Source organism: Streptomyces sp. NPDC002779, assembly GCF_042888685.1.
Lineage (GTDB): Bacteria > Actinomycetota > Actinomycetes > Streptomycetales > Streptomycetaceae > Streptomyces.
This window is the reverse complement of sequence record NZ_JBIAQC010000014.1, coordinates 67,157-90,739: the sequence shown is the minus strand read 5'-3', so window position 1 is coordinate 90,739 and position 23,583 is coordinate 67,157. Positions and strand designations below refer to the sequence as shown.

The window sequence follows — 23,583 nt, the reverse complement described above, 5'->3', positions numbered from 1 at the left end:
AAGCTACACCCCCGGTTCACTCCCGCGGTGCGTAACGCAAGCCGTGCCCGAAGGCGAACAGCGGGTCGCGGCTCTCCTGCGGCACATCCGGCCGGCCGGCCCTGACCTCTGCCATCGACCGCGGCAGCTGGAACGGCAGCCGCCCCACGGGCTCGGCCCGGCCGAACAGTACGTCCAGCAGCGCCCGGTCGCCCGCGCCGAACGCGGCGAGCAACGCCGCGCAGCGGTCGGCGATCTCCGGGATGACGGCCGGCCGCTCCAGGTGGACGGCGACGACGGTGGGCACCGTGTCCAGCAGCGTGAGGATCTCCTTCAGCCGGTCCTCGTCGAAGTCGAGCCGCCCCGCGTGGAAGAAGGACTCGAACAGACCGGGGCGCGGCTCGTGCGGGGTGGCCAGCCGCAGCACCGCGAGGTCGGCGTCGGCGGGGTCGGCGACGAGTGAGGCGTACTCGGCGGCCACGGCCGGGTCGACGCCTTCGACGTACAGGCGCGGGGTCCCGGTCAGTGGCAGCAGGGCGTCGCCGTTCTTGATTAGCGTGAGGCCGGAGCGCTGGGCTGCCTCGCCGGCGGCGCGGAAGTCGGTGCGGCCGACGACGGCCTCGGCCGCGTCCACGTCGACGTAGCGCCGCTCGTCGAACAGGCCGAGGCGGAACTTCTCGGCGAGCAGCCGGGCGGCTGAGGCGTCCAGGCGGGACTCCGCGAGCTGTCCGTGCCGGACGAGGTCGGCGACCAGCTCGGAGCAGGATTCGCCGCCGATCTGGTCGGCGCCCGCGTGGAAGATCCGCAGGACGCGTTCGGCCGGGGTCAGGTCCTCCACGCCCCAGGCGCGGGCCAAGTGCGGTTCGCCCATGACGAGTTGGTCGGTGACCAGGCCCCAGTCGGTGCAGACGATGCCGTCGAAGCCGAGCTTGTCGCGCAGCAGTCCGGTGATGATGTCCTTGTTGAAGCCGAAGCCGACCTCCTCGTGGCCGGTGCCGACGGGCTTGCCGTAGTACGGCATCACCTGCGTCGCCCCGGCGGCGATGGCCGCCTCGAACGGCTTGAGGTGGTAGTCGAAGAAGCCGCCCGGGTACACCTGCTCCTTGCCGTAGGGGAAGTGCGGGTCCTCGCCGTCCTTCTGCGGGCCGCCGCCCGGGAAGTGCTTGACCATCGCGGCGACGCTGTCGTGACCGAGACCGCCGCCCGGTCCGCGCAGGCCCTCGATGTACGCGGCGACCAGGCGGGACGTCAGGTCGGCGTCCTCGCCGAACGTGCCGGAGATGCGGGCCCAGCGCGGCTCGGTGGCCAGGTCGATCTGCGGGTGCAGCGCGACGCGCAGGCCCACGGCCAAGTACTCGCGGCGTACGGTGTCCGCGTACCGGCGCACCAGGTCGGCGTCGCCGACGGCCGCCAGGCCGAGCGTCTCGGGCCACTGGGAGAAGGGCCCGGCCATCATCGCGGTGCCCGGGTTGTCGGTGAAGGCGTGCCGCGGGTCGGTGGACAGGGTGACCGGGATGCCCAGCCGGGTGTGGGCGGCCCGTTCCTGGAGCCGGTTGTGGAAGGCGGCCATCTCGCGGGGGGAAGCGGCGCCCAGGACGTTGAAGTGCGTCATCCGGCTCTCGGAGAGCATCTGCTCGGCGGTGCGCCCGGCCGGCGCGGCCTGCGGGCCGGGGCCGATCACGTGGTGGAAGACCAGCCCGGCCTTCTCCTCCACCGTCATGCGGGGCAGCAGGTCCGCGACGCGCTCCTGCACGCCGCGGGCGGGGTCCTGGTACGGGTGGGTCACTGCTGCTCCTCGGCGGCTGCGGGGATGGGGTGGGGGATGCAGAAGCTGTGGCGGCCCGGTCCGGCCTCGACGGGCTCGGCGCCCGGCAGGTGGACCTCGGCGGTGGTGCCGGGCGGTACCAGGACATCGGCGTGCAGGGAGGGCCCGGCGATGCGCCAGAACACCTCGGCGCGGCCGTACGGCGTGTCGTGTGCGGCCTTCGCCCAGGTCAGGCCGCCGCCGGGACGGGGCCGGACCAGCAGGCGCCGGTAGCCGGGCGCGGCCGGGGCGAGTCCGGCGACCGTGCGGTGGACGAAGTCGGCGACCGCGCCCAGCGCGTAGTGGTTGAACGAGGTCATCTCACCGGGGTTGACGTGCCCGTCGGGCAGCATGCTGTCCCAGCGTTCCCAGACGGTCGTGGCGCCCATGTCCACCTGGTAGAGCCAGGACGGGCAGGACCGCTCCAGCAGCAGCCGGTACGCCGTGTCCAGGTGCCCGGTGGCGGTGAGCGCGTCGCACACGAGCGGGGTGCCGAGGAAGCCGGTGCCGATGCGGTGGCCGCGTGCGGCGACCAGGGCGGCGAGCCGGTCACCGGCGGCGGCCCGCTCGGCCGGATCCTCCAGCAGACCGAAGCTGAGGGCCAGCGCGTACGCGGTCTGCGTCTCCTCGGTCAGCCGACCGCCTCCCGCGTGGAAGCGGCCGCGGAAGGCGTCGCGCACCGCGTCGGCGAGGGTGTCGTAGCGCAGCGCGTCGTCGAGGTCGCCGAGGACTTCGGCGCTGCGGGCGAGCAGGCGGGCGGAGCGGGCGAAGTAGGCGGTGGCGACCAGGGCGGAGGAGGTCACGGCCTTCCCCGGGGCCTCGGGAGGGGCCGTGGGGTCCAGCCAGTCACCGAACTGGAAGCCCTCGCCCCAGATCCGGTCCGGCCCGGCGATCTCCTCGACGGCGTCGACCCACGCCCGCATCGAGGGGTACTGCTCGCGCAGTGCGTCGGTGTCGGCGTACCGCTCGTACAGCACCCAGGGCACGATGACGGCGGCGTCGCACCACCCGGCCATCGGCAGGTTGCCGGGCGGCAGCGGGACGTCGGCGATGACCGGGATGGCGGGGGTGAACACCGGTGGTATGCCGTGCTCGTCCTCGCTCTGGTCGGCGGCCAGGTCGCGCAGCCAGGACCGCAGGAAGGCGCGCACGTCGTACAGGAACGCGGCCGTGGGGGCGAAGACCTGCACGTCTCCGGTCCAGCCGAGGCGCTCGTCGCGCTGCGGGCAGTCGGTGGGTACGTCGAGGAAGTTGCCGCGCATGCCCCATACGACGTTCTCGTGCAGCCGCTGCAGGGCAGGGTCGGAGCAGGAGAACCAGCCGGTGCGGCGCAGGTCGCTGTGGAGGACTACGGCGGTGACGTCGTCGGGTGTCACCGGGCCGGGCCAGCCGTCGATTTCGGCGTAGCGGAAGCCGTGGAAGGTGAAGCGCGGCTCCCACTCCTCCGCGTCCGTGCCGCCGCGCAGGGTGTACCGGTCGGTGGCGGCGGCGGTGCGCAGCGGCCGGACGCACAACTCGCCATCCTGATCGAGGACTTCGGCATGGCGCAGGGTGACCGTGCGGCCGGCCTCGCCGCGCACCCGGATGCGCAGGCGCCCGACGAGGTTCTGTCCGAAGTCCAGCAGCGCGCGACCGCCGGGCAGCGCGGTGACCGCGACGGGCCGGACGGTCTCGACGCGGCGCACGGGCGGGCTGTCGGCGGGGAAGAGGACGGTGGTGTCGAAGTCGAGGACGCGCACCGGGTGCCAGGCGCGGTCGTCGAAACCCGGCTCGCTCCAGCCGGGCTGTTCGCGGCGCGCGTCGTGGTGCTCGCCCTCGTACAGGCCGGCGGAGAGCACCGGGCCGTAACAGGCGCGCCAGTCGGGGCCGGTGGTGACGGTCTGGGTCGTGCCGTCGGCGTACTCCACGCGCAGTTCGGCGAGGAGGCCGGTGTCCGGGCCGTAGATGTCGCGGGTGCCGCCGTTGAAGCCGAGCCGACCCCGGTACCAGCCGTCCGCGAGGTGGGCGCCCCAGGCGTTCGCGCCGGTGCGCAGCAGCCCGGTCACGTCGAAGGAGTGGAAGCGGTGGCGGTGGCGGTAGCTGGTCCAGCCCGGGGCCAGGACGTGGTCGCCGACCACGCTGCCGTTGAGCTCCAGTTCGTAGACGCCCAGCGCGGTGACCGTCAGCCGGGCCGCTCGCACGCCTGGCCGTACGGCGAACTCGCCACGCAGCAGGGCGGCCGGGCGGGCCGCCGCCTCGGCGGACGGGCTCTCCTCGGGCGGGCGGGGGCTGATGACCTGGGCGGTCCAGTGGTGGTGCGACATCGGTGCCTTTCTCAGGGCCCGGCGCACACGGGGGTGTGGCCGGGCCGGACCAGGAGGGGTGCGTCAGACCGCGGAGGGTGCCTCTTCGGCCTCCTCCTCGGGTTCGCGCAGCGGGGGGATCAGCAGGCCGATGGCGAGGGCCAGCGCACTGAACAGGGCGCCGACCCAGAAGGCCGAGGTGTAGCCGCTGTCGCCGTAGAACGCGGTGCCCTCGAGGACCGTGCTGTCGGAGGCGAGGGCGGCGAACATCGCGGCGCCGAACATCGCGCCGAAGACGTGGGTGAGCATGGTGAGCATGCCGCTGCCCAGGCCCTGCTCGTCCGGGGAGACCGCACCGACGACCAGTACCGGCGCGGCGGCGACGACCAGGCCGCTGCCCAGGCTGGCCACGCACATCGTCCACGTCAGCTGGACCGCACCGTCGTGGTAGAGGCCCGCCAGCAGGTAGCCGAGGCCCATGATCGCGACTCCCGCCCACCAGATCAGGCGGGTGTCCACCCCGCGCAGGAAGCGGCTCGCGACCAGGCCGGTGACGAACAGCAGCAGATTCCAGGTGACGCCGACCGTGGCGCTGTGCTGGGCGGTCCAGCCGAAGCCGGCCGAGACGCCGGGGATGTGCGGATAGAGCGCCAGCAGGATGGCAACGACGGGGGCGGTGTAGGCGGCCGCCTGGGCGAGGGCGCCGGAGACGACGGTCGTCGCGACCGAGCGGCGGCGCAGGACCCCCAGGTCGAGGATGGGGTGGCTGCTCGCCCGTTCCACGAGGAGGAAGCCGGCCAGGGCGGCAACTCCGGCCGCGAGCCAGGCCAGGGTCTTGGCGCTGTCCCAGCCCCAGGACTGCCCCTGTCCGACGGCGTAGACAAGGATGGCCAGGCCGCTGCCGAGGACGATGCCACCGAGCCAGTCGAAGCCGGATTCGAAGGCGTGCTTGGGGGTCTCGGGCACGAGCGTCGCCACGAGGACGAAGGAGACGGCGGTGGCCCCGGCCAGGAACCACATGGCGCCCTTGTAGCCCCAGTCGTCGATCAGCCAGCCGGCCAGGAAGGGCGAGCCGAGGGCGACCAGGCCGAGGCTGCTGCCCAGGATGCCGCTGGCGGACTTGACCAGCCGGCCGGGGAAGATGTCGCGCACCGCGGGAAAGGCGAGTGCCGGGAAGGGGCCGTAGCAGGCGGCCAGGCCGCGGCCGACCAGCACCATCTCGAAGCTGCCCGCGGTTGCGGCGATGACGTCTCCCACGACGCCGAGGGCGATCATGCCGAGCATGATCCGCTTCTTGCCGTACAGGTCGCCCAGCTTGATGACGAACGGGCTCAGCAGGGCGGAGACCAGCGTCACGATGAGGGAGAACCAGGCCACCTGCGTCGTGTGGAAGCTCTGTGCCACGTCGGCGGTGGCGTTGGAGCCGAGGATGCCCACCGTCACCAGCAACTGCGTGGGCCAGATGAGGGCGATCAGGACGCCCACCAGTCGCGGGGTCCACTTCTGGCCATGCGGGGCGGGTGCTGTATCGAGCGAGGGGCTCGCTGACGTCGGTGTCACGAGTCCGCTCCTTTCAGGGATCAGCCGGGCGCAGGTGGGGGTGGTGAGGGCAGCGCCGTCGAGGGAAAGGCCATGTGGCCGCAACACGACAGAAACGTTTCAGCCGTGCGCTCGATGATGAATCCCAACACTTAGTGTGCACTAGGCTTTCACGGTGTGACTCACGTCACTCCGGGAGGCGTGGTGGGTTACTCGTGAAGGTGAGTGACCCGGCCACCACCGCACGACTCACGGCTTGCGGAACTGCTCCACCAGCGCCACGTATCCGCTGGCGCCGTGACCGGCGGCCGCCGCTCGCTCGGCCAGCGCCTTGACGAGCCTCGGCAGTTCGGCGTTGACGCCGAGCGACTCGCTCTCCTGGACCACCTGCGCCATCGCCGTCAGGTGGGTGTCGATGGTGCCGTCGTCGGCCGGGTAGACGCCGCTGTCGGCCTGCCGCGCGTAACCCGGCAGCCAGCCGGCCACCGTGTCGATCGCCGTCTGCGCGATGGGGAGATACGCCGTGGCGGACACACCGGTCGTGCCGAGTATCGCGGCGGCGTTGAGGAATCCGTCGAGCATGCCCCACATGAGGACGAGCGTGGCCATCTCGTGCGTGGCCGACAGTCCGGGGTCGTCGCCGAGGTGGAGGCCCGTACCCAGACTGCCCAGGGTTGACTCGTGGGCGTCGTACAGCGGTCGCGGCCCGCTGTAGGCGAGCACGGCGTCGGCCGTGCCGACGGCCTCCGTGACGGCCATGATCCCGCCGTCGAGATAACCGCCGCCGCGGCGCGCCACCTCCTGGGCGAGTGCTCTGGCGCGCGAGGGCGTGCCCGAGGTCAGGTTCACCACGACCCGACCGTCGAGCGGTCCATCGAGGACGTCCGCCACGGCGTCGTAGTCCGACACGCAGACCACCACGAGCGGGGCGGACGCAATCGCGGCCGCCGGGGACTCGGCGAGCACGGCGCCCCGAGCCACGAGGTCGTCGGCCTTGGCCGCCGTGCGGTTCCACACGGTCGTCGGGTGCCCCGCGCGCAAGAACGCCCCGGCGAGGGCGCCGCCCATCAGCCCGAGACCCAGAACCGTGACGGGTGTGCCAGTGCGCATCATGTGCTCCTTCGCTGATCGGTGGCACAATCGTCAACCTTCACACCGGTATGAAGGTCAAGGGGGAACGCGCATGCTGATCGGGGAGCTGAGCTGGCGGACCGGAGTGAACTCGCACCAACTGCGGTACTACGAGGCGCAGGGCCTGCTGGTGCCCGACCGCGCCGACAACGGCTACCGCGAGTACGGCGAGGACGCCGTGCTGACCGTGACCCAGATCAGGAAACTGCTCGACGCCGGGCTGTCGACCCAGGAGATCGGGTACCTCCAGCCGTGCGTCACCGGCGCGGCCCCCGATCTGAAGCCCTGCCCGGAGACCCTGGACCTGCTGCGGGCACGCATCACCGGACTGGACGAGCAGATCGACACGCTCGTCCAGTCCCGTCAGACATTGCGCGAGTACCTGGCGATCACGGAGCGGCGGATGGCTAGTTAGCACTCCACCTTGCAGTTCGGTGTCTCTGCTGGTCAGAAGCAGAGCTAAGGGCGCTGCCTCAAGCGGTCGACGATCGCCCAGTCCACCACGTGCGACAGCTGGACGTACGTCTTCTTCCCCGAACGCGAGGTCCGCTCGGCGCGGAAGCCCAGGAACTCATAGGACTCCGGGTCGAAGATGAGGTACTTGCCCTTCTCGGACGGGCCGTCAGGGTAGGAGATCCCCACCCCGCGGCGCCCGGCGGAGTCCTTCATCCGCGGGGTGGCCTTGACCCCTGGCACCAGGGCCAGCGCCGCGTACGCGGCCGGACGCAGGCCCTCGGGCAGCACCGGCCACTTCAACAGCTCGCCGAGCATGAAGTAGGCGTCGTACCAGTCCCAGGCGGTGAATTCGTCGATCGGCTTGTCGGACGTGCCGACGGCGATGATGCCCTGGATGAGCTGCTCGGGGTCAGTGGGCAGCTTCTTCAGCGCGCTCCATTCCCGAGGCGGCCACACGCCCTCGTTCTTCCCCATGGGCTCCTCCCAGATCACCCGGCCGAGCTCCATGGTCAAGGATCGCTGGGAACCGTCCACCGAGTCCCAGTTCACGTCCACATACGACTTGACCGCACCGGTCTGCTGCTCCGTCTCCTGGATGACGCGCTTCGAGTAGATGAACTGGTCATCGCGCGGCGCCACAGGCTTCTCATGCCTGCTCGCCAGCGCTGCTGCCCCGTTGAGCACCGTCACGGCGCCGGCGTTGCGCATCCGCGGGGCGTTCGAGCCCGGGTGGTCGGTGCGGCCGCCCTCGTCGGCGCCGTCCGGGGCGATCAGTACCGCCGTGCCCGTAACCGCCATGGTGACCACCGCGGCTGCCGCGAGGCGCAGCACATGGCGGCGGCCGGGTGCGGTGTCAGGGTGCCGCTGGGTGCGCGTCATCGAGTTGAGCAGTCGGTGGCGGGCCTGCGCCCGGGCCTCTTCGGTGAGCGGGGCCGCGTCCGCGTTCCAGTCCCGCAGGAGTTCAAGTTCGTCACTCATGGCCGGATGCCTCTCGCAAGATGGTGGGATCGGATCCGCCCAACGCTTCGCGCAGTTTGCTGCGAGCCCGGTGCAGCCGTGATCTGACCGTGCCGATGGGCACACCGAGGGCCTGGGCCACCTCCTCGTAGCCGAGACCGCCCCACGCCACCAGCAGCAGTACGTCCCGGTGCCGCGCGGGCAGCGCGGCCAGGGCCGCCGCCAGTTCACGGCGTACGGCCTGTGCCCCTACCCGGGCCGCGGCCCGGTCGGCCAGCGGCTCCTCGTGGTCGGCGGGAGCCGAGACGCGGGCCAGGGTCTTGAACCGGCGGGCCTCGGCGCGCCGGTGCCGGCCGACCAGGTTGGTCGCTATGCCGAACAGCCAGGGCCGGGCGTCGTCGCCCGTGGCGCGCGCGGGGTCGTACCGGTGCCGCTGCTGGAACGCAGTGGTGAAGGTGTCCGCCATGAGGTCGTCGGCCGGCTCGCTGCCGAGCCGACGGGCCAGGTAACGGTGTACCGCATCCGCGTGCCGGTCGAAGAGCACGGCGAATGCCTCGGGCTCATCCCGGGACCGCGCAATGACCAAGGCATCGCTCTCCGCCCCCGTGCGGACGCCTGGTTCGACGGTCATCGGGGCTCCTCTCATCTTGGGAATGCTTCGAAGGCTTGGGCTTTCACCTCTCTTTCGCCCCTCGCCCCGATCCAGTTCCCTCAGGCCCCTTGGCCCCTGACCGCTGGCCCCGCTACGGCGCCCGTGTCGGGCAGGCACTGCGGCTGAAGCGGGCAGCTCTGGGGGTGGACCGCGAACGCGTGGTGCCCCAGGGGCACTTCCCGGGACGGGCATCCCGGGGGCAGTGCGCGTGGCACTGGCGGTGGTACGGCAGGCAGCTGAACGGCGCGCGGCCACGGAGGCTGCTACGGGCACCCCGCCGCGATCGTCACGTCACGCCACTGAGGGAGCGTCGCCGGGGCGGGGCGGTCTCGTCGGTACTGGCAGATCCGCTGTCCGATCGGCCATGTTCAACACCCCGGCAGACGCGGAGGCGCGGGAGGTCCCAGCTCTCAGACAGCGGCCCTCGGATTCGTAGAGTGAGCGGCGCGGCGGTATTCGGCGTTGATGCGCTGGGCTTCCTCGAGCTGGTCTTCGAGAATCACGATGCGGCAGGCGGCCTCGATGGGCGTGCCCTGGTCGACGAGTTCGCGGGCGCGGGCGGCGAGGCGCAGTTGGTAGCGGGAGTAGCGGCGGTGGCCGCCGGCGGAGCGCAGCGGGGTGATGAGGCGGTGCTCGCCGATGGCACGGAGGAAGCTCTGGGTGGTGCCGAGCAGGTCGGCTGCCCGGCCCATGGTGTAGGCGGGATAGTCGTCGTCATCAAGACGGTCGAGGGTGGCGTCTGCTGTCATTGCACCTCTTTGCTCTTTTTATGGAACGCGTCGAGGGGTCCGGGTGCCGATACCGGCACCCGGACCCCGAAGGAACTGCTACACCATCCGCCGGCCTTGGTACTGCGCCGGCCTTCTTCTTCCGCCGACCCGACTGAACTGCTGTCGGGGACGCGGGGATCGCGGTTGCTTGACCGGAGACCACCTCACTATCGATGTCCTGCGGTACCCGGGCTCAGCAGTTCCGCCCGGGCGATCCTGATGGTGTCTTGCTCCTCCGTTCTTCCTCGGGTCAATCACTTGCACATACGGGGTACTGCGTACTGCTGGTGATGCGAACTGCTCCCGGTGCGCGCGTCCGCAGCCAACGCCTTCACCGAGGTACTGCTCACTGACTTCACTGCGGGGTCCTGCTCACGGAGGCCCCTGATCACTGCGGGCCACCCGGTCCGGTCGTCAGTCCCGTCACCGTCCTGCACAGCCCTGGCTTCGGAACTCCACCACCGCACCGTCCTGCGTACTGCAACTGCGGGTACTGCTGCCGGCAGTTCATCTCTGCCAGGCCTTGCTGTCTCTCTGGGTTACGAGAGAAACCATAACCAGACGGCAGGCCAATGTCTACTCCCGCCACGATAGATTTCTGCGCGTTCGACAGGGAGGTAATCCGCCTCGAACAGTGACGAGGGCGGCGCCTGTTGTCAGATGGGGGACCAAATCCTCGTTGTCAGAGGCCTGCTGGCAACAGCACCGCCATGAACGCCACCCGTACCACCCCGCCGCGGCCGGTCGACGTGCGCGCGGTCTTTCCTCAACTGGCCCCTCTGGCACGCACGGCGATCCGGTTGCACCCCCGGCCGGGCGCACCCTCACCGCAGGACAGTTCGATCGGCGGGCCGCTGCTGTGGCCCACCGACGAGCCGTGGCCGCATTGCGACGTCCCGCACACCGAAGCGTCCGACCTGCTGGCGGAGGTACGGCTGCGACGGCGACACCAGGCGAGGGTGGCGATGACCACGGACGGCGATCCGCGCGCCGCCCAGCACACGCCGGAGGAGCAGGCGCTCCTGGAGCAGATCGACGAGGACATCCAGTGACCCGACGGCCCGGTCCCCATGCTGCCCGTGGCCCAGTTGTACGTGCGGGACATCCCCCTGCTGCGCCCGCCCGGCCAATCCGGCGCCGATGTGCTCCAGGTGCTGTGGTGTCCCTTCGACCACCCTCCGGAGAGCTACATGCCCAGGACCGCACTCTCCTGGCGGTCCACGGCCGATGTCACCGACATCCTCACCTCACCGCCGGAACCGCCCGTAGTTGAACTCGACGTCTACGTGCCCGAGCCATGCGTGCTCGCGCCGGAGCAGGTGACCGAACACCCCAGCCCCATGGAGTTGAGCACGGAGCTGCGCGAGCAACTGGGCGACTGGAGCAGGTGGCAGGCGGCCGGTTCCGGGGTCGACGACGCTTACGCCTCCCACCCGGAGTCGTTCTACGACAGCCACCTGTCCGTCTCCCCCGGCTGGAAGGTCGGCGGCTGGCCCCAGTGGGGCTACACCGACCCGGTCCCCCGGCTCTGTCAGGCCTGCGGCACCGAGATGGACCCGCTGCTCACACGCGGTCCGGATCGGCAGCGGTTACAAGCAGCAGCTCTCCATCTGTCCGGCGGCGCTGCACCATCCCCACACCGAGCTGATGCAGTAGCCGGCCGCATTGCCCAGGTGGGTCCGCGGCAGCTCTCCGGTCCGCGATCCGACCTCGCTGTCGTTTCCGTCCAAGACAGCCGACACGGCCGCGCACTAGCTTGAACCCATCAGCTCGCCCGATCTTGAGGAGACAGCACCATGCGTGACCTGGTCTACACCGGCTTCATGTCGCTCGACGGCGTCGTGGACTCGCCCGGCGGGACGGAGGAGGGCCACCGCAGCGGCGGCTGGGTCGTCAACGACCTGGAGTTCGTCCCCGAAGCCTGGTCGCTGAAGGGCGAGGAACTCGCCGACACGACGGCGCTGATGTTCGGGCGCCGCAGCTACGAGGCGTTCGCGCAGGTCTGGCCCGACTCGGAGGACCACGCCGCCTACAAGGAGCTGCCCAAGTTCGTGGTGTCGTCCACGCTGCCCGACGACGACCTCGTCGACGGGTGGGGACCGACGACGATCCTGCGCTCGACCGAGGACATCGCCGCACTCAAGAAGAGCGAGGGCGGCGCGATCTTCATCCACGGCAGCGCCGAGCTGGCCCGGCGGCTGTCGGACGCGGGCCTGATCGACCAGTACAACCTGCTCGTCTTCCCCGTGCTGCTCGGCGCCGGGAAGAGCGTGTTCGGCCGGGCCGACCGCGCCAAGCAGATGCTGACGCTGCGGGAGTCGCAGAGCTACTCGAACGGGATCTTGAAGCTGGTCTACGACGTCAAGCGCTGATCCGTATCGAGGGCGATCGCGCCACCGGCGCCCTCACGCAGCTGCTTGGCGGTGCGCCCTACGTAGGAGCGCAGCGCCCGGGCCAGGTGCGGCTCGTCGAAGTAGTCCAACTTGGTGACGACATCGGCGGCCCCGCTGCCGGCCGCCAGCAACTCGGCCGCGGTGCGGGCGCGTTCGATCTGCCGGACGGCGCCGCGCGTCAGCCCGGTCGCGGCACGGAACCGGCGTTCGACCGTGCGCTCCGAGACAGCAGGGTGGTGGCCTCGCAGCACCTCGGCGATGAGCGGGTCGCGGACCACGATCCCGGCCCGGACGAGACGCTCGACCAGGGCCTCGGCGTCGTCGGGGCCGGGCGTCTCCCAGCGCACGCCGTCCAGGCGGAACGCCCGGCGCGTGGTGTCGGGGAGCTCTAGGCCGCCGTCGACCAGCGTTGCCATGGGCACGGCCCGCAGCGAGGTGCCCACGGCGAACTCGATGCCCGTGAACTTCGCGCCCTGGGGCACCGATGCCGTGCCGGTCCGAGTCTCGGGACCGGTGATGGCCGCGTACGCCTGGCCTTCCTGCTCCCAGAACACCAAGCCCCAGCGCACCCCCGCCACCGACGTCATCGCCGTGACCTGCTCGCTCGTGCAGGTCCACACGGTGTCGACCCACGGCGAGTCGGATTGGCGTATCTCGAAGCGCAGTTTCACGGGCGCAGGATATGCCGCGTCGCCGGATCCGAGGGCCCACCGAACAGATTGCGACGCTCCCTGGCAAGGGCCCTCAAGGGCTGGCAGGCGGCACAGCGCCGACCGACCCGGCTACAGGCAGAAGACCGCCTTGAGCCTCCTCCGTCCAACCGACCGCGGCGACATGACAGGACAAATGCCTGTACGGACAGGCTCTAGCATGGCGCCCATCGGGTGGTGGGCGGTCCTGCGGTGCGCGTGGTCGTGCTCATGGGCGGCTCTGCCCGTCCGGCTGCGACTGACAGCAGTGACTACGGGGGAGCTTCAATGTTCGGAATCATCAGGCCATGCCGTCATCGCCTGGGCGAGGGCATGCGTACTGAGTGGATGGCGCATCTGTGCGGGCTGTGCCTGGCGCTGCGCGGCGAGTACGGGCAGTTCGCACGGGTGGCCACCAACTACGACGGACTGATCGTCTCGGTGCTGACCGAGGCGCAGTCGGAGCGCACCGGCGACTGGCGGCGAGGCGTCGGCCCGTGTCCGCTGCGCGGGATGCGGTCGGCGGACGTGGCGCAGGGTGAGGGCGCCCGGCTGGCGGCGACGGTGTCGCTGGTGCTGGCCGCGGCGAAAGTACGTGACCATGTGGCCGACGGCGACGGTCTGTTGGGCCGCCGCCCCGTGACGCTGGCGGCGCGCCGGATCGCCCAGGGCTGGGACCGTGCGGGTGCCGTGGGCGGCGAACGGCTCGGCTTCGACACGGCGGTCCTCATCGCCGCGGTCGAACGGCAGTCGGAGATAGAGCGGCTGACCGGCTCGGGCGACTCGCTCCTGACGGTCACGGAACCGACGGAGACGGCAACTGCCGCCGCCTTCGCGCACACCGCGGTACTCGCCGGCCGCCCCGGCAACATTGAGCCGCTCGCGGAGGCCGGCCGCCTGTTCGGTCGGTTGGCGCATCTGCTCGACGCGGTGGAGGACCTGGCCGCGGACGAGTCGGCCGGGGCATGGAACCCGATCGCCGTGACCGGCGCGGACCGCACGGAGGTGCGTCGGCTCTGCGACGACGCCGTCCACGGGATCCGACTCGCCTTGTCCGACGCCGAGTTCATCGACGGGCGGCTGGCGCGGGCGCTGCTGGGTGGCGAGCTGGAACGTGCCGTCGAGCGCGTCTTCGACTCGCGGCATTGTCACCACCGGCACCACCACGAGGCACGGGGCCCGCGTGTGCTTCCCTGGCTGGGCCGCCGTACCGCGACCCAGCCGCCCGCGGAGGCTGACACGGGCGCCGCCTGCGGCGTCGGGGCGCTCACCGGCGCGGGGCCGGAAGGCGCCGGGATGGCGTCGGGCCGGCCTGCGGACGGGCAGTGTCGGCGGTGCGATCAGTGGCGCGAGTTGTGCCGCGATTGCGGCTTGTGCCACAGCTGCTGCACCTGCGATCTGGAGGATGCCGCAGAGGAGGCCGCGGATGCCTGGCAGTTCGAAGGCAAGGGGACCTCTCGTCAGGACGACTCCGGCGGTGACGGCTGGTCCGGTGGACGGGGCGGCGGCAACTCGGGCGGGTCCTCCGGCGGGTCGGGTGGGGGCGGCCGGGGATCCGGTGGTTCCGGTGGCGATTCGGGAGACGGCTGCTGCGGTGGCGGGAGCTGCTGCGACTGCTGCTGCTGAAAGCTGACCCGGGATCGGCGTGACCGTCGTGGCGCTTCAAGCCTGCGCCCCGGCGGTCACCGGCGCAGGACGCCCGGCCGGTGGCCGCGACCGCATGGTGCCGTCACGTCCTACGCGACTGCGAACCGCCTCACCCGGACCGGCTCCATCGTGGGCACACCCGCGTTCACGCATCGGCCGTGGCGTTTCACCCGATATGCGAAAACGGGTGTGGGAGTGCCGAACCGCTGCCCCGCGACGTGCTCGTCCTCCACCCACCCTCACCCACCCCGCTTGTGAGCGCTCTCACGCGTCCGTCGGGTGTCGATATCCTGACCGCCCCGCTTCGCCGCAGACCGAACGTGCCCCAGACGAGGGAGTGCCCGCCTTGCCCGAGCCGATCATGGGGTCCCGCCCCACTCTGGAAGCCGTCGCAGCCCGCGCGGGCGTCTCCCGGGCTACCGCGTCCCGTGTGGTCAATGGGGGTGCGGGCGTGCGGGCCTCATTGGTCGACAAGGTGCGCCAGGCGGTCGAGGAGCTCGGCTACGTACCGAATCACGCGGCCCGCACCCTCGTCACGCGGCGCAACGGCGCGGTGGCCGTGATCATCGCAGAGCCGGAATTCCGGATCTTCTCCGACCCGTTCTTCGAGCAGCAGGTGCGCGGCATCAGCCGCGAGCTCACGGCGCACGACACGCAGCTTGTCCTGCTGTGGGTGGAGGGTCGTGGTGATCATGACCGGATCGCCCGCTATCTCGGCGGCGGCCATGTCGACGGGGCGCTCGCCTTCTCCGTGCACAACGACGACGAGTTGCCTGCGCTGATCGACAAGTCCCGCATTCCCACCGTGTTCGGCGGCCGGTCGGTCGTGGACCGAAGTCTTGCGGTGCCCTACGTCGACTGCGACAACCGCGGCGGGGCCCGTCAGGCGGTCCAGCACCTCGTCTCCCTGGGGCGGCGCAACATCGCGCACATCGCCGGCCCGCCCGACCTGACGGCGGCCCTGGACCGGGTCGCCGGCTATCACGACGTCCTCGTCGACGCCGACCCGGCGCTGATGTGCCAGGGCGACTTCACGGAGAAGGGCGGCGCCCTCGCCATGGCCGAGTTGCTGGAGCGGCGCCCTGATGTCGATGGGGTGTTCGTCTCCAGCGACCTGATGGCGTTGGGGGCGCTGCGCACGCTGCGGAAGCGGGGGGTGCGGGTCCCCGATGACGTGGCCGTGGTGGGGTTCGACGACATGGCGTCGGTGGTGGAGCTGTCCGAGCCGGCGCTCACTACCGTCCACCAGGACATCGAGGGCATGGGCCGGCTGATGGTGAAGCTGTTGATGCGGATGCTCGACGAGGCCGGGAGTCCCGCGCCTTCCTGCGTCATCACGCCGACGTCGCTGGTGCGGCGGGCGTCGGCCTGACGCCGGGCGCGTCCCCCTACGCGTACGGGCGCGGTGGGCACCGGCTCGGTTGCCGGTGCCCACCGCGCTCTCTGTGAGGGGTGCAGCGGGTCAGCTGAAGGGGATCACCAGCACGGAGTTGTCCGTGCCGGTCTGGAGCTTGGCCGGGCCGTTGCCGATGGCGCTCCACACCTCCACGCGGACCGTGCCGTTCGCCAGGTTGCCGAGGCTTCCGGTGGCCGACTTCAGGCCGCGCGTCTGGGCGTACTGCTCCCATCCGGCCACCGGGTCGGTGGCGAAGTAGTTGTACGTCTCCATGCGGTCGAAGGAGCCGTTGCCGGTGAGGTCGTAGCTGATCCTCACCTGCTGGCCGAGGCCCACCGTGGTGCCCGCGTCGACCTGGAATCGGAATGCGGTGCTCGCGCCCGCGGTGAGGGTGCCGTTGACGCCGCGGGCCTCGTAGACGAGCGGCTGGTACGGAGTGCCGTCGTGGTTGGTGCCCCCGGCGGACGCGATGGTGTCGCTGCCTGCCGTGCCGCCGGTGGCCGTGGTGAGCGTGCCGCCGGAGCGCAGCTGGAAGGTGTTGCCGGTCGGCGGATCGGGGTCGGGGTCGGGGTTGCCGCCGGTTCCGGTGCCGGTCGCGGTCGAACGGGCGGGCACGGACAGGGTCTTGCCGTCCGAGAAGGTCACCGTGCGCGCGCTGGAGCCGTAGTTGTGGGCGACGTAGGTGCGGTTCGTGCCGTTGGCGAACACGGCCGAGGTGGGCAGGTCACCGGTCACGGCGGGGTCGGGGGCGCCGAGCGTGTGCAGGGTCTGGATCCAGTGGTAGGTGTGCGCCTTGGACTCGCCCTCCTCCGGGGTGTAGGAGGCATGGCCCGCGTCCCACTTGGCTTTCGCCGCCGCCGGGTCGGCGAACGACTGGAACTCCCAGAGGATGTCCCGCCATTCGACGGCCGGGCCGCCGTTCTCGCGTTCCATCTCCGCCAGGTTGCGCCGGATGGCCGCCTTTTCGCCACCGAGGTGCAGGGAACCGCCGGTCACCGGCAGGACGTTGATGCCGTGGATCTCCTCGGGGTTGGCCGTCCACCAGGTGGCGTAGGCCGCGCCGCTGCCCCACACCATGCCGGCGGTGTCGTGGCCGAAGGAGGAGGGGAAGACCTGTTCGTCGGCGTCGAACCAGTACTGGGCGATGGCCTCCGCCTCGGTGGTGAGCAGGTAGCTGCCGAGGTCGCGCAGCGCCGGGTCACCGGTGGCGGAGCCCCACAGCACGAGGGCCGCGCTGAGGTTGATCGACTCGGACGAGGACTCCTGGTTGTTCCCAGCGGCGAAGCCCTGGTGGCCGGAGGCCCAGCTGTGGCCGGCGTAGACGTCGAAGCCGCGCAGGAACGGGTAGGCGCTGTCGGTGCGGCTGGGGTTGGCGGTGTCGCGGATCAGGGTCTTCACCATGCCGCCCCAGGCGGAGTCGGCGGCCCAGGCCGGATCGTACTGGGCGACGATCGCGGCCGCGTAGACGTAGTAGCTGTAGTGGAAGTGGTGGTCGTTGAGCTCGCTGTCGCTGCCGTAGGAGGCGGGGTAGCCGGTGAGCGTCTTCCAGGCCTGGTCGTAGGAGAACTCGTTGGCACCGCCCGCGGTGAACCACGCCTGCATACGGCCCTTGATGAGACCGAGGAGCTTGTCGCGGATCGCGGTCTCGCCGATCTGGTCGGCCAGCGGCACCAGTTGGGCGAGCTTGCCGAGTGCCTTGCCGGTCCAGTACGTGTCGACGGCGCCCGAGAACGGGTCGGAGGCGTTCGCGACGTCGTTGAGGTAGCCGCGCAGCCGGGTGGCATCCACGCCGCTCGTCTTGGGCAGGCCGGGCAGGACCGGGGAGGCCTTCTGCGAGGTGGTGAACGAGGCGGACTCGCGCACCTTCATGGTGCCGCGCGGGGAGACGTAGGTGTACGGGGTGAGCGCGTCCGTGGTGTTGAGCCACTGGTGCCGGTAGAGGGCCTGCAGCGTGCCGCGTTCGGTGCCTTCCTTGGCCTCGGTGGTGAGGGTGTACGTCGCGCGTACGGTGCCGCCGCTGTAGTTCCAGGCGACGGTGGAACCGGTGACGAAACTGAAGGCGTACTTGCGGAAGGTGGCGAGCGCGTCGGTGGAGGGCAGGACGGCGACGGAGAAGTAGTCCTTGCCGCCCAGGCCCGCGGTGACGGCGGAGCCGGAGACGTTCCAGTCGCTGCCGGTGGGCGCGAACAGGGCGTAGTGGTGGCCGGCGACCGTGATGCCGAGGACGTTGCCCTGGTCGGCGAAGACGGTGGGCGCGGAGGCCGTGGTGATCTGGGCGTTGCCGCCGGTGCCCTTGGCGTAGACGAAGGGCATGCCGTGGCCGATGGTGGTGCGCAGGGTGCGGGTGCCGTCGGACCAGTAGGGCGTGACGGTCCAGTCGCTCCACGCATCGGCCTTGGTGTCGGGCGAGTTGAGCCCGGTGAGGCCGAGGGTCAGATCGGCCTTGTGGGCGTACTCGTACTGGCGGCCCTCGCCGACGATCGTGGGAGTGGTCGGGTAGCCGATCTGCAGGCCTCCGGAGACGGCCTGGTAGGTGAGGGGGTGGCCGTACATCGGGGTCGAGTGGGGGTTGTCGCCGTAGCGCTGGAAGGCCAGTGAGGACCACCAGTCGTTGGTGGGCACGGGCTTGCCCTGGGCGGCGGACGTCACCTTGGGGGTGACCGGCGTGCCGGTGTTGGTCGTGGGGCCGACCGTACCGGCGGGGCGGGTGTCGGAGTAGCTGCCGGCGCCGACGGGGATCGTGGCGGCGGCGGCCGGGGTAGCCGCCGGACCGAGTCCGGTGGCGGCCAGGGCAGCGGCCAGGACCAGCACTGCGGCTGGTCTGTTGCGGGGGGATGGCATGGAGGGGCACCTCGTGTCGTCACGACGGATAGGGGGTCTCACGGGGGTGTCCAGAACATTTCGAGAGCGCTCTCAGTTGGCCGGAAACGTAAGACTGTTGAAACCTCGACGTCAATAGATGCGACACAGAAGGCAGTTGGAAGACTGTTGGCGGCGGGTCGCAGCCGCTCTGCGTTCGAGTCTTGACGGATCACCTACGGGACGGGCACGCTTCCCATGCAAATTGAGAGCGCTCTCAGTATTTAGGCGGACAGAGGAGCCGCTGGACGGTCATCCCGAGTTGGCGGGCGTATACGCGACCACCAAAGCGCCGACCCTGCACGGCGGTTCGGGCAAGCTCGTAAGCGGTTCACGCTCGCGACCCGATGAACGAGCTGTACGCGACCCCGCTGGACATGGTCGGCGCTGCTCCGTCGGCGTGCGCCCGGGCGAACACCCGGCCGGCGACGACCTGGAGCGCATCACCCGCACACTGACGCACCTGCGCGCTCAGATGGTGTCCGACCCGCTGGCCTTCTGGCGCCCCGAGTCGCCCAACACCGAACTCGCAGTGGGCGCAGTCGAGATGGATCTCCGCCGACGCCTTTGCCGCCCCCGCACCACGACCGGCCGCTGACAAGGACGACGTCGCCAGGCGGCGGCCGGGAGGACAGCACACTCCCCCACGCATCCCTCGCCGTGGACAGCCCGCCCGAACAGACCTGCCTTCAGTGCGGCATGTGCGAGGAGTGCAACATATTTCAATCCTCAAAAAGGTAGCTGGCCTGCCTTTTGATGTGCGCGATGAGATCATGGCTGAAAAGCCTTGCAGAAACTTGCATGAGTATCCGTGCGTCCTGAGACTTCGGGACATGGCACATCACATGACACGCATATCGCGTCCCGTCACTCTCGCCACCATGACCGCGGCGGGCCTCTTGATGCACCTCACCGCCGCTCCGTCCGCTGCGGCGGCCACTGGATCGCCGGCTCCGGAGTGCGTGGAGCACTTCCAGAGCTGGCGCTACACCGACGTCCATAACGGCTGCAGCGACACCGTCTCCGTCACGGTCGAGTACACGAACGGCCAGTGGGCCCCCTGCCGCGTCATCGAGCCCGGCGGCTGGGCGACCTTCTCCGGCTACGGGCCGAGCGGCAATTACGTCACGGCGCTGCGGACGTGCGACCCCGCCCTCGTCACCGCCGACGGCACCTGAGCCTGGCCTCGGAGATTTCGGGCCAGGCTCCGGTGGCCCGGTGAGCGGCCCTCCCAAAGATCAGGCGGCGTCTTGGTGGTCGGGGCGGATGACGACGCGTACGCAGCCGTCCGACTTGTGCTTGAACATGTCGTACGCCATAGGCGCCTGCTCGAGCGAGAGGGTGTGGGTCGCCAGGTGCGCCGTATCGATCTCACCCGCGGCGAGCCGGTCGAGCAGCATGGGAATGTAGCGCTGGCCGTGCATCTGCGCCCCGCGCACGGTGAGCCCTTTGTTGATCACGGCGCCGAGCGGGAACTTGTCGACGGCGCCCGCGAAGACGCCCAGGATGAAGACGGTGCCGCCCTTGCGGCAGGCGTGGATGGCCTGGCGTACGGCGGTCGGCCGGTCGGTCTGCAGGCGGAGTTGCTGCTTGGCCTGGTCGTACAGGTGCATCGGGCCGTCGCTGTGGGCCTCCATGCCGACGGCCTCGATGCACACGTCGGGGCCGCGCCCGCCGGTGCGTTCGCGCAGTTCCACGGCGACGTCGGTGGTGGTGTAGTCGATGGTCTCCGCACCGACGTACCGTTCGGTCATGGCCAGCCGCTCAGGGATGCGGTCGATGGAGATGACCCGTTCGGCGCCCTTGAGGATGGCCGCCCGGGCGGCCATCTGCCCCACCGCTCCGCAGCCCCAGACCGCGACGACGTCGCCGGGTTTCACCCCGGCCAGGTCCGCGCCCATCCATCCGGTGGGTACGGAGTCGGAGACGAACAGGGCGCTGGTGTCGTCGATGCCCTCGGGGACCTTGAAGGCGCCGTAGTCGGCGAACGGGACGCGGACGTACTCCGCGTGGCTGCCGCGCAGTCCGCCCATGGCGTGCGAGTAGCCGAAGATGCCGGCGGTCTCGTAGCCGAAGAGGGCCTGGCCGATACCGGGGTTGGTGTTGGTGTTGTCGCACAGGGACCACAGGTCGTTGGCGCAGTACCAGCAGCGCCCGCAGCCGACGAAGGAGCAGACCACGACCCGGTCGCCGACCTTGTGCTTGCGTACGGCGGGTCCGGTCTCCACTACCTCGCCGATGAATTCGTGTCCGATCACGTCACCGGCGCGCATCGCGGGGATGTAGCCGCCGATGAGGTGCAGGTCGGAGCCGCAGGTGGTGCCCGCGATCAGCCGCACGATGACGTCCTGGTCGTTGAGCAGCTCCGGATCGGGGACCTGCTCGACGGACAGCTTGTTCACGCCTTCCCAGCACAGCGCCTTCACAGCACTCCCTCCCCACCGGAGCGACGGGTGAGCACCTCGACCAGCTTGCCGCCCGGCGTGGGGCGGGTCGTCGGCGGCGTGTCCGGCCGCAGGACCTCACCCGCCTCCAGCAGGGCCTTGGCGTCACGCAATGCGCGCCGCAGTTCCTGCCGCGGGTCCTGTCCGGCCAGCCGCGCGGGCGCGGAGGTCGACATGGCGGGGACGGGCTCCTTGAACCGTGCGGCCAGTTCCGTGCCGCGGTCCCCCGGTGCCGGCCGTATCTGTACGTCGATCCGCTCCGCCAGCTCGTCCAGGGGTGCCGGCGGCTTTCCTTCGGATCCCACGTCGGCGGGCGTTCGGTTGATGGTCACGGTGAGCCAGCGATCGTGCGCCCGCTCGTCGGTCCGGTGCGAGGGCCGGGACCGCCGTACGGCCGCCGCCCCGGCGGCCGCGACCGGAACCGCCCACCACAGCTTCTTCATCGAATACCCTCCGCTTCGGTCTCCGGCGGCCCCCGTCCCGCGCCGGGTTTCCGTGGCCCCACGAACGAAACGGGGGACGGTGGCGAGGTGCCGGCGGGCACGTGGGATCGCGCAGCCTCGGGTACTCGGCGCAGCATGATGAAGCGCGCGCTATGGCAGGGATTGGTGGCCGGCACGGCCGGTGTGCTGGTGATGACGCTTGGCGAGAAGGCGGAGCAGCGGCTGACGGGTCGCCGTGACTCCCACGTCCCCGCCCGGACCCTGCAACGCCTGACGGGCATGCCGGAGCATCCCGGCCGCCAGCCCGTGCCGGTGAACCTGGCGATGCACGTGGGGCAGGGTGTCCTCTTCGGCGTGCTGCGGTCGGCGATGTCCCAGGTGGGGCTGCGCGGTCCCTGGTCCTCGGGGAAGTTCGCCGTCGTCCGGCTCACCAGCGACCAGATCCTGGAGAACGCCACCGGGGTCGGCGCCCCGCCTCAGACCTGGCCGCGCGGCGAACTCGTCGTCGACCTGCTGCACAAGACGGTGTATGCCTTCGCGACCGGTGTCGTCGCCGATGCCTTGGCCTGCTCGCTCAGGTCCCGGCCCGGGGCAGCGCCACGCGGCGATGCGCACCGGTCGGCAGACGGATGTGGGCCCCCTGCCTCGCCACCAGGCCCCCAGGCCATAGCGCCGCCCGGGCGGCTACTGGCGGTCGTGCCGCCTCGCCGGTGCCGACGGCTGCAGGGATGACGGGGGTTCCTCGGCAGGTTCGACTCGGCCGAGTGTGCCCCAGCGCCCAGGTTGCTCGGTGATGATGCGGCACGCGTCCGTGATCGCCTCGTCGGCGATCCAGCCGAGGGGCTCGATGTCCGTCACCAGCGGTTCGTTGTCAGGTCCGCGTCCCGTCTCACAGCCGTGCAGGACCCAGGGCCGGGTGCGGGCGTCCTTGAGGTGCGGCAGGTGGCAGTAGTCGTAGAGTCGGCGGGCGACCCAGATCCGTACGGGCCGCTTGCCCCACCAGTCCTCAAGGTCGAGCGGGTTGGCGGACAGCCCTGGGAGTTTGATCCCGGTCAGTTCGTCCGTGCTGCTCGGATTCGGCAGGTCGGTCGCCGGGCCGTGGGACCAGCGCACATAGAGGCCGCGGCGGCGGGTGATGAGCCGGGTGAGCTCATCGAGGCTGCGGAACGTCGGCAGGTCAGTGGTTTTGGTCATGGTGCTGGTGGACCGTTGCCGGGGCAGTCAGGTGAGAGTCGTCGTGGGTAAGGGCCCCGGGGGCCGGTCGGCATGCACCACGCGTCGGCGACGCCTGCGGTACGCCGAGGCGCTCCGTGGGTCGGGCGTGCAGTGTCTCGTCCTGCTCGTCGAGGTTCGTCAGCACGACGGAGTGCGCCAAGAGCATCGGGAGCCTCCCTCGTCACCGTCTCTCACATGCGTCATACATCGACCCGGGTGCCCCCGGGCCCCGGCCGCCAATCCGGTGCCATCCACAGCAGCGGCCAGGGGGCCCGGGCAACCGCGTTCGGCTCAGTCGGTGGACAGGGCCTGAAGCAGGTCACCGACCTTGGGGTCGGGCAGGGAGCGGGCCACGTCGGCCTGGGCGACCATGCCGACCAGGTCGTGCCCGTCGATCACCGGCAGCCGGCGCACCTTGTGTTCCGTCATGGTGCGCAGGATCTCCTCCACGTCGTCGTCGGCGCCGATGGTCACGGCCTCGCCCTGGGCCAGCTCACCGGCCTGGCAGGTCGCCGGGTCCTTGCCCGCGCCGAGGACCTTCACGACGATGTCCCGGTCGGTCAGGACGCCCTTGAGCTTGTTGTCCGTGCCGCAGATCGGCAGGGCACCGACGCCGAGATCCTTCATCTTGCGGGCCGCGTCCAGCACCGTCTCCTCGGCCCCGATGCACTCGGCCCCACCCGTCATGATGTCCCGCGCCTTGGTCATCAGATTTTCACTCCCTAGGGGTGTCAGCCGTCCCCGACTTCCGCGTCAGCGGACGGTCGCCTTCGGTGGTTGAGGGCTTGGGTTCCCCATTGCAACTCGCTATAACGTTTGCCGTGGCTTGCCTCACCGCTTCGGCGGCGCGCGGCGTGCGGTCACCTACTGGTGCGGGACAAAGGCAGACGCGGGGCTGCCTCTGCCCGCTGCGCGTCCTGACCGTCC

The 23,583-nt window shown here is 70.7% G+C and carries 21 protein-coding genes and 1 pseudogene; 9 read left to right on the top strand and 13 right to left on the bottom strand.

Going from position 1 to position 23,583, the window contains the following annotated elements; all coding sequences use genetic code 11:
- Positions 1-16: 16 nt before the first annotated feature.
- The 4 genes from ACFYW5_RS30945 to ACFYW5_RS30930 form a co-directional block, all read right to left on the bottom strand.
- On the bottom strand, positions 17-1,765 hold the full coding sequence (locus ACFYW5_RS30945) for a glycoside hydrolase family 3 N-terminal domain-containing protein (RefSeq protein WP_389420417.1): 1,749 nt from the start codon (positions 1,763-1,765) through the stop codon (positions 17-19).
- Positions 1,762-4,086 (bottom strand): family 78 glycoside hydrolase catalytic domain, encoded by a 2,325-nt coding sequence (locus ACFYW5_RS30940; protein WP_389420416.1) that lies wholly within the window; start codon positions 4,084-4,086, stop codon positions 1,762-1,764. The genes ACFYW5_RS30945 and ACFYW5_RS30940 overlap by 4 nt, the downstream gene beginning before the upstream one ends.
- A gap of 63 nt (positions 4,087-4,149) precedes the next feature.
- Positions 4,150-5,625, bottom strand: coding sequence for an MFS transporter (locus ACFYW5_RS30935; protein ID WP_389420415.1), 1,476 nt, complete (start codon positions 5,623-5,625; stop codon positions 4,150-4,152).
- Between the two features lie 228 nt (positions 5,626-5,853).
- Entirely contained in the window at positions 5,854-6,717 is an 864-nt protein-coding gene (locus ACFYW5_RS30930) for an NAD(P)-dependent oxidoreductase (RefSeq protein ID WP_389420414.1), read from the bottom strand.
- 70 nt (positions 6,718-6,787) lie between these two features.
- Between ACFYW5_RS30930 and ACFYW5_RS30925 the strand changes: the two genes are divergently transcribed.
- Positions 6,788-7,150, top strand: coding sequence for a MerR family transcriptional regulator (locus ACFYW5_RS30925; protein WP_389420413.1), 363 nt, complete (start codon positions 6,788-6,790; stop codon positions 7,148-7,150).
- A gap of 44 nt (positions 7,151-7,194) precedes the next feature.
- Here ACFYW5_RS30925 and ACFYW5_RS30920 read toward each other — a convergent pair whose 3' ends face one another.
- The 3 genes from ACFYW5_RS30920 to ACFYW5_RS30910 form a co-directional block, all read right to left on the bottom strand.
- Positions 7,195-8,169, bottom strand: a complete 975-nt coding sequence (locus ACFYW5_RS30920) for a CU044_5270 family protein (RefSeq protein WP_389420412.1) — start codon at positions 8,167-8,169, stop codon at positions 7,195-7,197.
- Positions 8,162-8,779, bottom strand: a complete 618-nt coding sequence (locus ACFYW5_RS30915) for an RNA polymerase sigma factor (RefSeq protein WP_389420411.1) — start codon at positions 8,777-8,779, stop codon at positions 8,162-8,164. The genes ACFYW5_RS30920 and ACFYW5_RS30915 overlap by 8 nt, the downstream gene beginning before the upstream one ends.
- Positions 8,780-9,210: 431 nt before the next feature.
- Positions 9,211-9,549, bottom strand: a complete 339-nt coding sequence (locus ACFYW5_RS30910; RefSeq protein ID WP_389420410.1) for a MerR family transcriptional regulator — start codon at positions 9,547-9,549, stop codon at positions 9,211-9,213.
- Between the two features lie 731 nt (positions 9,550-10,280).
- Here ACFYW5_RS30910 and ACFYW5_RS30905 point away from each other — a divergent pair.
- From ACFYW5_RS30905 to ACFYW5_RS30895, 3 genes are read left to right on the top strand one after another with little or no spacing between them, the layout of a single operon-like run.
- Positions 10,281-10,622: a hypothetical protein gene (locus ACFYW5_RS30905; protein ID WP_389420409.1), complete on the top strand. Its 342-nt coding sequence runs from the start codon at positions 10,281-10,283 to the stop codon at positions 10,620-10,622.
- 27 nt (positions 10,623-10,649) lie between these two features.
- Complete coding sequence (locus ACFYW5_RS30900; RefSeq protein ID WP_389420408.1) at positions 10,650-11,330, top strand: hypothetical protein; 681 nt, start codon at positions 10,650-10,652, stop codon at positions 11,328-11,330.
- Between the two features lie 36 nt (positions 11,331-11,366).
- Positions 11,367-11,942, top strand: a complete 576-nt coding sequence (locus tag ACFYW5_RS30895; protein ID WP_389420407.1) for a dihydrofolate reductase family protein — start codon at positions 11,367-11,369, stop codon at positions 11,940-11,942.
- On the opposite strand, the gene ACFYW5_RS30890 is transcribed toward ACFYW5_RS30895, so the two are convergent.
- The gene (locus tag ACFYW5_RS30890; protein ID WP_389420406.1) at positions 11,924-12,634 is read right to left on the bottom strand and encodes a helix-turn-helix domain-containing protein; all 711 of its coding nucleotides are present in this window, start codon (positions 12,632-12,634) and stop codon (positions 11,924-11,926) included. The genes ACFYW5_RS30895 and ACFYW5_RS30890 overlap by 19 nt on opposite strands.
- A 351-nt stretch (positions 12,635-12,985) precedes the next feature.
- On the opposite strand from ACFYW5_RS30890, the gene ACFYW5_RS30885 reads away from it, so the two are divergent.
- Both ACFYW5_RS30885 and ACFYW5_RS30880 read left to right on the top strand, forming a co-directional pair.
- Positions 12,986-14,278 (top strand): DUF5685 family protein, encoded by a 1,293-nt coding sequence (locus ACFYW5_RS30885; protein ID WP_389420405.1) that lies wholly within the window; start codon positions 12,986-12,988, stop codon positions 14,276-14,278.
- A gap of 367 nt (positions 14,279-14,645) precedes the next feature.
- The gene (locus tag ACFYW5_RS30880) at positions 14,646-15,671 is read left to right on the top strand and encodes a LacI family DNA-binding transcriptional regulator (RefSeq protein ID WP_389420404.1); all 1,026 of its coding nucleotides are present in this window, start codon (positions 14,646-14,648) and stop codon (positions 15,669-15,671) included.
- Positions 15,672-15,761: 90 nt separating this feature from the next.
- On the opposite strand, the gene ACFYW5_RS30875 is transcribed toward ACFYW5_RS30880, so the two are convergent.
- The gene (locus ACFYW5_RS30875) at positions 15,762-18,536 is read right to left on the bottom strand and encodes a glycosyl hydrolase (protein WP_389420403.1); all 2,775 of its coding nucleotides are present in this window, start codon (positions 18,534-18,536) and stop codon (positions 15,762-15,764) included.
- A 301-nt stretch (positions 18,537-18,837) separates the two neighbouring features.
- Here ACFYW5_RS30875 and ACFYW5_RS30870 point away from each other — a divergent pair.
- Both ACFYW5_RS30870 and ACFYW5_RS30865 read left to right on the top strand, forming a co-directional pair.
- A pseudogene (locus tag ACFYW5_RS30870) lies at positions 18,838-19,062 on the top strand (hypothetical protein); the annotation flags it as partial.
- A 337-nt stretch (positions 19,063-19,399) separates the two neighbouring features.
- Positions 19,400-19,732 (top strand): alpha-amylase, encoded by a 333-nt coding sequence (locus tag ACFYW5_RS30865; protein WP_389420402.1) that lies wholly within the window; start codon positions 19,400-19,402, stop codon positions 19,730-19,732.
- A gap of 60 nt (positions 19,733-19,792) precedes the next feature.
- On the opposite strand, the gene ACFYW5_RS30860 is transcribed toward ACFYW5_RS30865, so the two are convergent.
- Positions 19,793-20,980, bottom strand: coding sequence for a zinc-dependent alcohol dehydrogenase (locus tag ACFYW5_RS30860; protein WP_389420401.1), 1,188 nt, complete (start codon positions 20,978-20,980; stop codon positions 19,793-19,795).
- Entirely contained in the window at positions 20,977-21,441 is a 465-nt protein-coding gene (locus ACFYW5_RS30855) for a hypothetical protein (protein ID WP_389420400.1), read from the bottom strand. Before ACFYW5_RS30855 ends, ACFYW5_RS30860 begins: the two co-directional genes overlap by 4 nt.
- Before the next feature lie 135 nt (positions 21,442-21,576).
- Here ACFYW5_RS30855 and ACFYW5_RS30850 point away from each other — a divergent pair, with 135 nt between their 5' ends.
- Complete coding sequence (locus ACFYW5_RS30850; RefSeq protein ID WP_389420399.1) at positions 21,577-22,173, top strand: hypothetical protein; 597 nt, start codon at positions 21,577-21,579, stop codon at positions 22,171-22,173.
- Here the strand turns inward: ACFYW5_RS30850 and ACFYW5_RS30845 are convergent.
- Both ACFYW5_RS30845 and ACFYW5_RS30840 read right to left on the bottom strand, forming a co-directional pair.
- The gene (locus ACFYW5_RS30845; RefSeq protein ID WP_389420398.1) at positions 22,126-22,635 is read right to left on the bottom strand and encodes a DUF6098 family protein; all 510 of its coding nucleotides are present in this window, start codon (positions 22,633-22,635) and stop codon (positions 22,126-22,128) included. The two genes, ACFYW5_RS30850 and ACFYW5_RS30845, sit on opposite strands and share 48 nt — an antisense overlap.
- Positions 22,636-22,947: 312 nt before the next feature.
- Positions 22,948-23,364 (bottom strand): CBS domain-containing protein, encoded by a 417-nt coding sequence (locus ACFYW5_RS30840; RefSeq protein ID WP_389420397.1) that lies wholly within the window; start codon positions 23,362-23,364, stop codon positions 22,948-22,950.
- Positions 23,365-23,583: the final 219 nt, after the last annotated feature.

Coding starts and splice junctions, on each gene's coding strand:
- ACFYW5_RS30845 (WP_389420398.1), bottom strand. CDS start 22,635: ATGACCAAAACCACTGACCTGCCGACGTTCCGCAGCCTCGATGAGCTC.
- ACFYW5_RS30910 (WP_389420410.1), bottom strand. CDS start 9,549: ATGACAGCAGACGCCACCCTCGACCGTCTTGATGACGACGACTATCCC.
- ACFYW5_RS30885 (WP_389420405.1), top strand. CDS start 12,986: ATGCGTACTGAGTGGATGGCGCATCTGTGCGGGCTGTGCCTGGCGCTG.
- ACFYW5_RS30920 (WP_389420412.1), bottom strand. CDS start 8,169: ATGAGTGACGAACTTGAACTCCTGCGGGACTGGAACGCGGACGCGGCC.
- ACFYW5_RS30840 (WP_389420397.1), bottom strand. CDS start 23,364: ATGACCAAGGCGCGGGACATCATGACGGGTGGGGCCGAGTGCATCGGG.
- ACFYW5_RS30930 (WP_389420414.1), bottom strand. CDS start 6,717: ATGATGCGCACTGGCACACCCGTCACGGTTCTGGGTCTCGGGCTGATG.
- ACFYW5_RS30855 (WP_389420400.1), bottom strand. CDS start 21,441: ATGAAGAAGCTGTGGTGGGCGGTTCCGGTCGCGGCCGCCGGGGCGGCG.
- ACFYW5_RS30850 (WP_389420399.1), top strand. CDS start 21,577: ATGATGAAGCGCGCGCTATGGCAGGGATTGGTGGCCGGCACGGCCGGT.
- ACFYW5_RS30940 (WP_389420416.1), bottom strand. CDS start 4,086: ATGTCGCACCACCACTGGACCGCCCAGGTCATCAGCCCCCGCCCGCCC.
- ACFYW5_RS30915 (WP_389420411.1), bottom strand. CDS start 8,779: ATGACCGTCGAACCAGGCGTCCGCACGGGGGCGGAGAGCGATGCCTTG.
- ACFYW5_RS30925 (WP_389420413.1), top strand. CDS start 6,788: ATGCTGATCGGGGAGCTGAGCTGGCGGACCGGAGTGAACTCGCACCAA.
- ACFYW5_RS30895 (WP_389420407.1), top strand. CDS start 11,367: ATGCGTGACCTGGTCTACACCGGCTTCATGTCGCTCGACGGCGTCGTG.
- ACFYW5_RS30905 (WP_389420409.1), top strand. CDS start 10,281: ATGAACGCCACCCGTACCACCCCGCCGCGGCCGGTCGACGTGCGCGCG.
- ACFYW5_RS30865 (WP_389420402.1), top strand. CDS start 19,400: ATGACACGCATATCGCGTCCCGTCACTCTCGCCACCATGACCGCGGCG.
- ACFYW5_RS30875 (WP_389420403.1), bottom strand. CDS start 18,536: ATGCCATCCCCCCGCAACAGACCAGCCGCAGTGCTGGTCCTGGCCGCT.